We start from the raw sequence: 12,037 nt of genomic DNA, 5'->3' as shown, positions 1-12,037 counted from the left end.
ACGGCGTCCAGCAACGGCGTCGCTGTGGCAATGGCTGCCTACGCGCGCATCGGGTTATCCATTGAGCTAAGCGTAAATTCCCCAAGGCCCTGGCTGACGCGACAACCGGTCACAAAAAAGGGCTGCCTCTTTCAAGGCAGCCCCGTGGCTGAACGTTCAACGCCTTACTGACGCGGTGTGAGCAATGCCCGGGTGTAGCCCTGCACAAACACTGCGAACGCGGCACACCACAACACTGCCGACAGCCCCAGCCCGAGGCTGCTGAAGGGCACCACAAACACCCGGCACACCCCGGCCAACAGCACCAGCGCCAACCCGAGCGACACAGCGTTTGACGGTATCAGCGGCCGGCCGGTATGGCCCAGGCTGACACGGGCGATCATCGCCAGAATCAATCCGCCCATGCCGCCGACCGCCAGGGAATGGGTCGCCAGGCTTTGCTGGGGCAATAGGCCCAGTTGCCACAACGCCATGGCCAGTACCGCGATCAGCAGCCAGGCGTACGCCAGGTACAACGACCAGAGCAACGGTACCCGCCAGATTCCACGGTCGTACCAGCGCCACAAACGCAGCAGGTGCAAGGTGCCGATCAGCGCATACAAGGCTGCCAGCCATGGCCGCGGAACCTCGTTGAATCCGGTGCCGATCAGCAGTGCGGCCAGCAGGCTGGCAATCAACAAGGCCTGGGTTTGCCGAGGATGACCGACCGCGCCGTTTGCACGGTTCAACCCGCGCTGGATAAAGAACGGAATCACCCGCCCGCCAATCACACTCATCAGCGCCGCGATCAACCACAACGCCGCCAGCACGCCGCGCCGTTGCAGGCCGGCGTCGTCCTGGGCAATGCCCGACAACGTCAACACCTGACACCCGGCCAACAAGCCGAGTACCAAGAGGATCGGGTAGTTGTCACGTTTGCCTGCGGCCAGCAGTTCGCGCCCCAGCACCAAAACCAGCAGCGGCAAGAACAGCAGTTGCAGCGCCAGCAAACCGCTCTGCGGAATCGGCAACCACCACGCCAGGCGCGCCGCCAGCCAGACCGACAGCAACCCCAACAGCGGCCACCCACTCAGGCCGGGGCGGCCGGTCCAGTTCGGCACTGCCGTCAACAGGAACCCGCCGATGATTGCCGTGGCAAAACCGAAAGGCATTTCATGACGGTGCCAGGCGAGCATGCCGACCGTTGCCTGCGCCTGGGGAAAATGCCCGTAAAGCCATAGGCCCCACACCGCCAGCGCAACGCAGGCAAATACGGCACCTGCCAGAAAGAACGGCCGAAACCCCAGGCTCCACAGTGGAACGTGCTTGAGCGATCTCATATCAGGCCACCGCCCTGAGAAGACGTTTGGCAGGTTTACCCAACTGATACTGGGCCAGCAGGCGCATCACGTAACCGACCTTGAGCAGGGTCGGACCAAGAATGGTCATGGCATGCATCGACACCAGCGTGCCGAGCCCAAGTCGGCCTTCGTAGCCATAAGCGCCAATCACGCCAACGGCCAGCAGGAACAGACCTAACCCGAGCACTCGGCTCGACAGGTGCAGGACTTTCTCGGGGTGGCTGAAGAACTCGAACATTTGGGCGTACTCCTGAAGCTGTTCAGATGTACATATGCCCTATCAAGTCCCGTGCCAACCTTAAAAGCCCTGAAAATCAGCCACCTGGGGCGCTAATAGTCAATATGACACGAGCCATGCAGAGTCATTAAGACAACAAAAAGAGTCATATCGACTACGCATCAAGGCTTACTGAACCTTCAGGTAAGCCCCGTCGCACGCCCCGCGCTCACCCATGGATTTCAGCACGGCGCCACCCTTGAGCAGTTGAATCCGGTACTCCGGTGCTTTCGAAGCCCCCGTGAACAACAGGTTGTTTGACCACATCCGGACACGCTGCATTGTGGTCGTCGACGGCTGGCCCTTGAGCAAGGTGCTGATCTGGACGTCCGCCGTCCCGGAGGCGTCATGCGGGTAGCCTGAGACCATGTTGAGGGTGAGTTCGCAGGAACGACGCGCATCCCCGTCCTTCATCACATAGCGCCCGTCGCGTTGGCCGTCAGTCACCGGGCCGAGGCTGACGGAACTGACCGGCACCTGGGCCGCACTCATGCGCGCCGTGAAATCACGCTCGCCACTGAGCCAGCGACCGATGCGGCCACCGCCACTTTCGGTTCGCTCATCGAAATGCCAATGGCCGGTCATCTGGCCGTCGGCGGCAAACTCGTGGAGGGTGATCTTGCCCTCCTCCGGCTGTTCGCCGATCAACCGGATCGGCTGGCCGCTGCCACTTTTGGTGTAACGCACCTCGCCAATAAAGGCTTCGCCCTGACGCTGCCACCAAAGGTCCACGGCGATCTTGCCGTTCAGCGTGCCACGCAGCATCACTGGGTCTTCGGTGTAAGGCCCTACAAAACGCGAAGTTTCCTTCCACTGCCCATCAATCAGTTCACGATCAAGCTCCTGGATGTAACCCTGCGGCAGCATTGGCCATTGGGCATACACACCGGCGGTGGCGTCTTCGATTTTTTCGCCGACCATTTGCGGCACATTGTCGATCACCGCCCAAGTCGCTTCCTGATGCCAGCAACAGCCGCTTTTCGATGAGGTGTACAAGCGCTGAGCCTTGGCGTCAGAACCGAACATCCCCAGCTGACCATCACGGGTCAGGTTGGAAAACGCAGGATTGAAATGCAGCGTCGAACTCGCTGGATCAAACAGATAGACGTCATAGGAAGGCCCGCCATAGCCGCCCTCGCTGCCATTGCGCACGGCCAGGTCCTGATGCCCGTCAAAGTTGAAATCATCGAAGAACAGCACGCTCTGATCGCCATACATCGGCGCCCGATTGATCTCCAACTGATTGCCTTTTTCCGTGAACGTCGCATAGGCGTCCTGCGACTCGATGCGTTGCAGCTCACGGCCGCTGGCCTTGTCATGCAGGATGATGGTGGCGGGCGCGCCCTCGTAACTCTTGGGTGGCGGCGTCGCAAACATCACCTCGACTGTGTATTTTTTTGCAGGGTCGGTGAGGTGATAGGTCAACGGCTCAGCGCAAGCGGACGCTGCGGCCAACAGACTGGAAACGGCGACTAAACGACGGGCAACCATGATGCAAAGCGTCCTTGCGGCAAATTCGGGCGGCAAGTCTAGCGGCAATCCGTGTGGGCTGACATCCGCATCCGCCAAAGCAAGCCCGTACCCTTTTCACCTCACGCCCTATTCCCGCCTGCACGCACGTCACCTTGCCCCCATCGGTAAAGCGTTCGTTACTGCACATGCAATACGTCAGCGGATGAACTGTCGCCCGAATTAGACGGCGGCTTATTTATTGTCTGCGACCGCTTATCTATTTATAACTACCGAACTTCCTGAACAGTGACTGAACCGGGTACGCCACCGGACATTTAACATTGACTTTACTTACCCAGCTGAGTAGATTGCCCGGGCCGGTAACTCAGGCCTTTTTTAAACCTCACAAAAGAAGCCAATGGACACAGTATCTAGTCGCTGTCCGGTCACCGTGAATGCGGAGATCCGGGCGCTAAACCCAGACATTGACGGGACTCGCCTGCACGGCGGGGTCAACTGCGCTAGAGCCTGACGCTCCAACGTAACGACCTCCCCGGCGCCAGTCCGGTCGCGAGGTGTGTTATGACCTTTAAAACCCATGTTCTACCCGGCGTTCGCGCCTTTGCCTCCAGCATGCGTGTGAAGCACGACGTTGTTTCCCGGGCCCTCACGCCCTTCTCTACCCCCGTTGCCTGCGTAAAGCCTGCGCTGCGCCAGGTGCATTGGCGCGTCAGCCCTGCCACCGGTCAACTGGAGCAACGCTTTAGCCTGGCCGATTCCCAAGACCCTCAGAGTAGAAGCTTTTTCGGCCAGTTTGCCCAGGCGAGCCTGTTGCCGAGCCTCTGCACAGGCACTCGCGCGGGATAAGCATTAAATAATAACGGCCAGGACTTTCTCTTCGAGACGCTCCTGCCCCTTATTATTTCCCGGCTGAAAACCACTGTTAATGAACTGGAGTTCTCTATGGACGAAGCCAGTAGTTACCCGCTGCGCGCTTAATTAATAGCGGCGTTATAGCGGGACTTACACTCACCACTAAAAACTTATTTAAACCGATCGCGAATTCCGCGACTCGGCATGCTTTTGCTCGCCTTCAAGAAGGCTGGTTGCAGGTGTGTTTTGTCGAGTATTGGCGACAGGAGTACATACAATGAGCACAGTAAAAAACACCAGGGTTCGAGACAAGAACAGCGCCAGCGACACCAGCAAGCTGTCCATGCGTGCCGCCCGAGAAGCTCAAAACGGCCTCTCGGCCACCCTGGCCAATGTCAGGGCAACCTCTGATGGCCTGACCGAACTGGACGCCGAGGGCCGCCTGCAACGCGAAGGCTACAACGAGGTCGATCACGACCGGCCGCCTCACGCCATCGTGCAGTTTCTCCTGGCCCTGCATAACCCCTTCATCTACGTACTGCTGACCCTGGGCATCATCAGCTTCGTCACCGACTTCTGGCTCCCGGAGCGTGACGGCGAAGACGGCGACCTGACCAAAGTCATCATCATCGGGCTGATGGTCGGCCTCAGCAGCCTGCTGCGATTCTGGCAGGAACACCGCTCGGCTAAATCCGCCGAGGCCCTCAAAGCGATGGTTCGCACCACGGCCACCGTCCTGCGGCGCGAAGAAGTCGGCGCCAAAGCGACAGTGCGGGAAGTGCCGATGCGCGAACTGGTGGCGGGTGACATCGTGCAACTGTCGGCCGGGGACATGATCCCCGCCGACATTCGCCTGATCGAGTCCCGGGACCTGTTCATCAGCCAGGCCGTGCTCACCGGTGAGGCCTTGCCGGTGGAGAAATACGACACCCTGGGCGATGTGACGCAAAAATCCGCCAGCCACACCGCCGCCGATCAGAGCAACCTGCTGGACCTGCCGAACATCTGCTTCATGGGCACCAACGTGGTCAGCGGCACCGCACGTGCAGTGGTGGTCGCAACCGGCCCGCGCACCTACTTTGGCTCGCTGGCCAAGGCGATTGTCGGCTCACGGACGCAAACCGCCTTCGACCGAGGGGTCAACAGCGTCAGTTGGTTGCTGATCCGCTTCATGCTGGTCATGGTGCCAATCGTGTTTTTCCTCAACGGCTTCTCCAAGGGCGATTGGGGCGATGCCTTCCTGTTTGCCTTGGCGGTTGCGGTCGGCCTGACCCCGGAAATGCTGCCGATGATTGTCAGCGCCAACCTGGCAAAAGGCGCCACCGCCATGGCCAGGCGCAAAGTGGTGGTCAAGCGCCTGAATGCGATCCAGAACCTGGGCTCGATGGACGTGCTGTGCACCGACAAGACCGGCACCCTGACCCAGGACCACATCATCCTTGAGCACCATGTCGACACCAACGGCAAGCGTGACGATTCGGTCCTGGCCCTGGCCTGGCTCAACAGCCATCACCAAAGCGGCATCCGCAACCTGATGGATCAGGCGGTGGTGCAATTCTCCCGGCAAGACCCCAGGTTCAAAGTGCCGTTCGCCTACAGCAAGGTCGATGAACTGCCTTTCGACTTCGTGCGCCGTCGCCTGTCGATCATTGTCAAAGACAGCCGCGATGACCACCTGCTGGTGTGCAAAGGCGCCGTGGAAGAAATGCTCGGCATTGCCACCCATGTGATGGAAGGCGACACCGTTGTCGCCCTGGATCAAGCACGCCGCCAGCAATTGCTGACCCTGGCCAACGAGTACAACGAGGATGGTTTCCGGGTGTTGGTGGTGGCGACCCGCGAGATTCCCAAGGCCACATCGCAGAACCAGTACAGCACCGCCGATGAGCGGGACCTGGTGATCCGTGGCTTCCTCACGTTCCTCGATCCGCCGAAAGAAACCGCTGGCCCGGCCATTGCCGCCCTGCGGGACATCGGCGTCGCGGTCAAGGTACTGACCGGCGACAACGCCGTGGTCACCAGCAAGATCTGCCGTCAGGTCGGTCTTGAGCCCGGCGCACCGCTGCTGGGCCCGGAAATCGAGGCGATGGACGACGCCACCCTCAAGCAACAGGTCGAAGAGCGCACGGTGTTTGCCAAGCTCACCCCACTGCAAAAGTCCCGAGTGCTCAAGGCGCTGCAAGCCAACGGTCATACCGTGGGTTTTCTCGGCGACGGCATTAACGATGCCCCGGCCCTGCGTGACGCCGATGTCGGTATTTCGGTGGACAGCGGCACGGACATCGCCAAGGAGTCGGCCGACATCATCCTGCTGGAAAAGAGCCTGATGGTGCTGGAGGAAGGCGTACTCAAAGGTCGCGAGACCTTCGGCAACATCATGAAGTACCTGAACATGACCGCCAGCTCCAATTTCGGCAACGTGTTCTCAGTGTTGGTGGCCAGTGCCTTCATCCCCTTCCTGCCGATGCTGTCGATCCACTTGCTGCTGCAAAACCTGATGTACGACATCTCCCAGCTAGCGTTGCCGTGGGACAAGATGGACAAGGAATACCTGCAAAAACCACGCAAGTGGGACGCCAGGAATATCGGGCGTTTCATGATCTGGATCGGGCCGACCTCGTCGATCTTCGACATCACCACCTTCGCCCTGATGTGGTACGTGTTCTCGGCCAACAGCGTAGAGATGCAGACCCTGTTCCAGTCCGGCTGGTTCATCGAGGGGCTGCTGTCGCAAACCCTGGTGGTGCACATGCTGCGTACCCGCAAGATCCCGTTCTTCCAGAGTACCGCCGCGTGGCCGGTGATCATGATGACCTGCATTGTGATTGTGCTGGGGATCTACGTGCCGTTCTCGCCACTGGGCACCCTGGTGGGCCTGGAACCACTGCCGCTGGCGTACTTCCCTTGGCTGGTCGGCACCTTGCTCAGCTACTGCTGTGTCGCGCAACTGATGAAGACGATCTACATCCGCCGCTTCAAGCAGTGGTACTGAGCTGAACCGGCATGGGCTGGCGCCTTGTCGCGCCGGCCCATGCGTTCCGATTGCGTGGAGACGGAACATGAACCCAGCGTCCAAGACCCTGCAGTGGATAGGCCACTGCACGCGGGCCCTGTCTGTTTTTTGTCTGGCTAACGCTGCGAAAGGTTTGATGGTGGTCAGTGTTCGCCTGTACGCCCGTGGATGGTTGAGCGCCGTGGAAGTGCGCTTCGCCCTGGGCTTTTGCAGCACCCTGAACGCCACCAGCATCGGATTATTGCGGCCTCGTAAAAAATGAATGTTTGTTATGTGGAGATTCCTCATGCCGGGAACCACTCTCTTGCTGAACCTCGCGGGCGCCATCGCACTGTTGCTGTGGGGCACCCATATGATCTCAACCGCCCTGCTGCGCGGGTTTGGCACCCAACTGCGCAACTGGATGGGGCGCAACCTGAATAATCGCTGGATGGCGCTGATGTCCGGGATCGGTATCACCGGCGTGCTGCAAAGCAGTACGGCGGTCAGCCTGATGGCCACCTCGTTTACCGCGGCCGGCACCCTGAGCCTGGCGCCTGCCCTGGCGGTGATGCTGGGGGCGAACATCGGTTCGACCCTGGTGGTGCAACTGCTGAGCTTCGATACATCACTGGTGACGCCGCTCATCCTGCTGGCGGGTTTTATCGTCTTTCGGCTGCGCGATGATTCGCGCTTTGAAAGCGTCGGCTGCGCCCTGATCGGCCTGGGTCTGATGCTGTTGGCCCTGGGCCTGCTCAGCGCCAGCCTGGGCCACATGGAACAAACCCCGGTGTTTCGCGTGGTCATGCAAAGCCTTGAGGGCGACTTGATCATTGCGGTGGTCGCCACGGTCCTGTTGACCTGGATCTGCCACTCCAGCGTGGCGGTGGTCCTGCTCATCGCCTCCCTGGCCGGTACCGGAATGATGACGCCCGTCACCGCGATTGCCCTGATGCTCGGAGCCAACATCGGCGGAGCCTTGCCGTCAGTGATGAGCGCAGGGTCGAAAGTCGCGCGGCGCCTGCCAGTGGGCAACCTGCTGATCCGCCTGCTGGGCACACTGGCACTGCTGCCTTGCCTGCCGCTCCTGGCCAGCCAACTGGCCCGGACCGACATTGGCCCCGCGCACCTGGTGGTCTACCTGCACACAGCGTTCAATCTGGCGCTGGCGGTGCTGTTCATCGGCCTGACCGAGCCCTTCGCGCGCATGTTGACCCGTTTGTTTCCCCAACAAGAACGCCCGGCAGATCCCGGCATGCCGCAGTACCTCGACGAGGCCGGGCTGGAAGTGGCCAACATCGGGCTCTCCAATGCCGTGCGTGAAGCCTTGCGACTGGCGGACATGGCGTCCCTGATGCTCAATCAGGTCCTGCAATTGTTCGAGAAGCCCGATCAGCTCACCGCCGACAAGGTCCGCCAACTGGACCACTCAGTGGACCTGCTGAGTGCCGCGATTCGCGCCTATCTCGCCGACATCGGCCAGGATGGCCTGAGCGATGCCGACGCCGACCGAGCCCAGGAAATCCTGATGTTCGTGATCAATCTGGAGCACGCCGGCGACATTCTCGGCAACCTGGCGCAGTTGGCAATCCGCAGGACCCGCCGTGGCGAACACTTTTCCACATTCGAACTGCTCCATATCCAGGCCTTGCACCTGGCCTTGCTGGACAGCCTGAACCTGGCCATTACCGCGTTCTTGAGGGAGGACGTCTCGGCGGCCCACGCTCTGGTCAGCCACAAGGAAACCGTGCGCAAACTTGAAGCCAGTGCCAGCCGCGAGCACTTTCGCAAACTGCAGAATGACAAGACGGCGTGGGCTGAGTCCGGGGATATTTTCCAGCGGGTGCTGCGCGATTATCGTCGTGTTCATCACCACATTGCAGCCCTGGGCTACCCGGTACTGGAACGCTGCGGGGAGCCCAACGGCACCCTGATCCCGGACTGCTGCGAAACACCGGCACCGCACAAGGACACCGCCACATGCGCGTCCTGATCTGTGCCGGGCGGCACTACGCCGACACCCCGATGACCCGCCAAGTGCTGGACGCCTATCACCGCCTCAAGGCCATCGAGGTGCTGATTCACGGCGGCAGTCAGTTCCTGGGCAGCGCAATAGAGGATTGGGCCCGTGAGGTGGGGATCGACGTGGTGCGCTACCCGCCGAACTGGCAGTTGCATGGCAAACAGGCCGAGCGCCAGCGCAACCACTTCATGCTCAAGGACAGCCGCCCTGACGTCGTCATCGCCCTGCCCGGTGGCGATGACACCAGTGAGCTGGTCAGCCAGGCCAAGGCTGCCGGCATTCATGTTCTGTCGGTCGAGAATTGACCCTTTTATCCCCACCAGGAGCGCTGCCCAATGACCGAAGACCCCAGTTGTCGTCGCGATAGAAGCCAACCGTTAAATGCCCTTCTCGACCATGCCCCGCCTGCTTTCCGTTCGGTACGCAGCCGGGGTCGTCGTGAGCCTTTGTCAGTCGAGGTCCACCATGCACACACCCAACCGTCGCCGTTCTGAGAACGTCACCCCGTCAACATCCCCGCGCTCCGTTCTCCAGCAACTGCCTCGCTCCCGACAGCGCGCCCTGCGCCGCAACGTCTTCTTCATTGGCGTGACCCTAGGCGCTGTCGCCTCCCTCAGCCTGCTCTCCAAGGCCTTCGCGGCCGCAGGTTCGTACGCCGTCGACGATGGCGCAATCAACAGTCCCGGCGAGTGCAACATCGACGCGTGGTTCACCCGCACCCGCCATGACGGCTCCACCCACAACACCGTCATCTCTCAAGGCTGCACCTCCCAGGGCCTGCCCTGGCTGCAATGGGGAGGCGCGGTGCAGCAAGGCCACGGCGATGACGGCACGCAGACCCAGTTGAGTCCGCAACTCAAGGCGCAGCTGTATTCAAACCAGGACCTGGGACTGGAAATCGCCCTGTCGGGTGCCGCGCATTTTGCCCTGAACCGCGCCCACAGCTTCGACGGTGCCGACCTGAGCGTGCCGCTCACCTGGCAACCGTTGGATGCCCTGCGGCTCAACGTCAACGGCGGCTGGACCCATGCCTATGACGACGGCGAGCAAAAACACCGCATGACCTGGGGCAGCGGCGTTGAATACGCGGTTGCCGATTCACTGACCTTGATTGCCGAACGCTACGGCCAGGAAGGCGGCGAGCAATCCTGGCAGGCCGGGCCAAGGTTTCATCTCGGGCAGGCCGTGGACCTGGACCTGGTGCTGGGTCGCAACCTCGGCGGTAGTCGCGACCAGTGGCTGACAACGGGGGCGACCGTTCGCTTCTGAAGAGACGTTCATGCTGCGCGGTGCTGACTAAGCCTGCGCAGTGGACGGCCAACAGGGTGTCGCTCGAAAAGAGCCAACCAACATCCGTAACGCCTAAAAGCAAACCAATATCATTTGCACCCTGTCGGGCCATTTGGTTTAATCGCGACCCATTCCCATTTGCACTCGCGGCGCCCCGTCGCCCATGGATACGTGCTCTCAATGCCGGTCGCCGATTCCTGCTCTGTTTCGAACCTCTACACCAGCCATCATCGCTGGCTGTATGAATTGTTGCGCCGACGCCTGAGCAATGCGTTCGATGCGGCGGATCTGGTGCATGACACCTTCATCCGCGTGCTCAAACGCCCGCAGGCCTTTGAATGCGAAGTGCATGAGCGCTCCTACCTGGCGACCATCGCCCGCGGGCTGTGCATCGATCACTGGCGCCGCCGGCAACTCGAACAAGCCTGGCTGCAAGCGCTGGCCGAACGACCGCAGGCGCTGCAACCCTCGCCGGAACACCGGGCAATCATTGTCGAAACCCTGCACGAAGTGGACGCCATGCTCCAGCGTTTACCCGCGCGGGTGCGGGACGCCTTTGTACTCGCCCAACTGCATGACATGCCATACAAAACTATCGCTATTGAGATCGGTGTGTCCGAGCGCATGGTCAAGAAATACCTGGCCCAGGCGCTGATGCACTGTGCCCTGCTGGAGGCCGAACTCGACGGCCTGCTGGTCGAGTAACCCATGCCCTTGAAAACCCTCAGCCACGCCAGCCTGCAACAGGCCGCCCACTGGTATGTCCAGCTCAACGATCAGCAGGTGGGCGAACGCGAACGCCAGCGCTGGCAAGCCTGGCTGGCGCAAAGCGGTGAGCATCAGGAGGCGTGGCGCTACGTGGAACGGGTCGGCCAACGCTTCGCGCCTCTGCATGACGACACCGATCCGCTGGCCAGCAGCCAGGCACTGCGCAGCCCGGGCCGAGGCCGCGTCAGCCGTCGCAACGCCCTCAAATCCTTGCTGATCCTGACCGGCGGCAGCCTGCTCGGCTGGAGCACCTGGCGCGGCACACCGCTGCCCGACACCCTGAGCCGCTGGACGGCAGACCTCGCGACAGGCGTTGGCGAAACCCGCGAAACCCTGCTCAGCGACGGCAGCCGGATCTGGCTCAATGCCCTGAGTGCGCTGGATGTGCGCTTCAGCAACCGCGAGCGGTTGCTGCATCTGCGGGTCGGCGAAGTGCTGATCGACACCGCCAAGGACCTCGATCGGCCCTTCCTGGTGCACACCGCGCAAGGCCGATTGCGGGCGCTGGGCACCCGATTCAGTGTGCGTGAAGAAAACGGCCAAACCCGCCTCAATGTGTTCGACGGCGCGGTGCAGGTGCGCACTGTTCAAGGCCAGGAACAGACCGTGCCGGCCGGGCGCCAACTGGCCTTCACGCAGCAAGGGTTTGAACCGTCGTCGATGGTTGCCGCCAGCCGTGAAGCCTGGCGACGCGGTGTACTGCTGGCCGACAACTTGCCGTTGGGCCAGTTACTCGACGAGCTGAGCCGTTACCGTGCCGGCCATCTGGGCTGCGATCCACGGGTGGCCGGGTTGCCGGTGATGGGCTCATTCCCGCTCAAGGACACCGATCAGGCCCTGCGCCTGCTGGAAGCCGCGCTGCCGATCCGGGTCGAAAAGCCGCTGTCATGGTGGGTCAACGTCGGCCCCACGGCTTGAAACCCCGACGTTTTAAATTTTTTCCAGACGCCGGTTCCCTTTTGCGTTTCTCGCTCGGTTAACCCCTCAGAAGCACTTTAATTGCCGATCGACTCGATCCAAAG

10 protein-coding genes are annotated in these 12,037 nt (G+C 61.3%); 7 read left to right on the top strand and 3 right to left on the bottom strand.

Annotated features, from left to right (window positions below; genetic code table 11):
* Positions 1–164 precede the first annotated feature (164 nt).
* The 3 genes from AC1Z1G_RS12385 to AC1Z1G_RS12375 form a co-directional block, all read right to left on the bottom strand.
* On the bottom strand, positions 165–1,319 hold the full coding sequence (locus AC1Z1G_RS12385) for an NnrS family protein (protein WP_483627309.1): 1,155 nt from the start codon (positions 1,317–1,319) through the stop codon (positions 165–167).
* A gap of 1 nt (position 1,320) precedes the next feature.
* Positions 1,321–1,578: a transmembrane sensor/regulator PpyR gene (locus tag AC1Z1G_RS12380; RefSeq protein WP_483627307.1), complete on the bottom strand. Its 258-nt coding sequence runs from the start codon at positions 1,576–1,578 to the stop codon at positions 1,321–1,323.
* A 168-nt stretch (positions 1,579–1,746) separates the two neighbouring features.
* Positions 1,747–3,108 (bottom strand): XAC2610-related protein, encoded by a 1,362-nt coding sequence (locus AC1Z1G_RS12375; RefSeq protein WP_483627305.1) that lies wholly within the window; start codon positions 3,106–3,108, stop codon positions 1,747–1,749.
* 1,111 nt (positions 3,109–4,219) lie between these two features.
* Between AC1Z1G_RS12375 and mgtA the strand changes: the two genes are divergently transcribed.
* The 7 genes from mgtA (at position 4,220) to AC1Z1G_RS12340 (ending at position 11,933) form a co-directional block, all read left to right on the top strand.
* Positions 4,220–6,934: a magnesium-translocating P-type ATPase gene (gene mgtA, locus AC1Z1G_RS12370; protein ID WP_483627303.1), complete on the top strand. Its 2,715-nt coding sequence runs from the start codon at positions 4,220–4,222 to the stop codon at positions 6,932–6,934.
* A 67-nt stretch (positions 6,935–7,001) separates the two neighbouring features.
* Positions 7,002–7,217 carry a hypothetical protein gene (locus AC1Z1G_RS12365; protein WP_483627301.1) on the top strand — a complete coding sequence of 72 codons (216 nt, stop codon included), beginning with the start codon at positions 7,002–7,004 and terminating at the stop codon, positions 7,215–7,217.
* 24 nt (positions 7,218–7,241) lie between these two features.
* The gene (locus AC1Z1G_RS12360) at positions 7,242–8,927 is read left to right on the top strand and encodes a Na/Pi cotransporter family protein (protein ID WP_483627299.1); all 1,686 of its coding nucleotides are present in this window, start codon (positions 7,242–7,244) and stop codon (positions 8,925–8,927) included.
* Positions 8,915–9,262, top strand: a complete 348-nt coding sequence (locus AC1Z1G_RS12355) for a DUF2493 domain-containing protein (RefSeq protein ID WP_483627298.1) — start codon at positions 8,915–8,917, stop codon at positions 9,260–9,262. The genes AC1Z1G_RS12360 and AC1Z1G_RS12355 overlap by 13 nt, the downstream gene beginning before the upstream one ends.
* Before the next feature lie 160 nt (positions 9,263–9,422).
* Complete coding sequence (locus AC1Z1G_RS12350) at positions 9,423–10,226, top strand: hypothetical protein (RefSeq protein ID WP_483627296.1); 804 nt, start codon at positions 9,423–9,425, stop codon at positions 10,224–10,226.
* Positions 10,227–10,427: 201 nt separating this feature from the next.
* Entirely contained in the window at positions 10,428–10,952 is a 525-nt protein-coding gene (locus AC1Z1G_RS12345) for a sigma-70 family RNA polymerase sigma factor (RefSeq protein WP_483627295.1), read from the top strand.
* Positions 10,953–10,955: 3 nt separating this feature from the next.
* The gene (locus tag AC1Z1G_RS12340; protein WP_483627294.1) at positions 10,956–11,933 is read left to right on the top strand and encodes a FecR domain-containing protein; all 978 of its coding nucleotides are present in this window, start codon (positions 10,956–10,958) and stop codon (positions 11,931–11,933) included.
* Positions 11,934–12,037 lie beyond the last annotated feature (104 nt).

The organism is Pseudomonas sp. JL27(2026), from assembly GCF_056933555.1.
The sequence above is the reverse complement of the archived record's forward strand: the minus strand, read 5'-3'. Positions and strand labels throughout refer to the sequence as shown.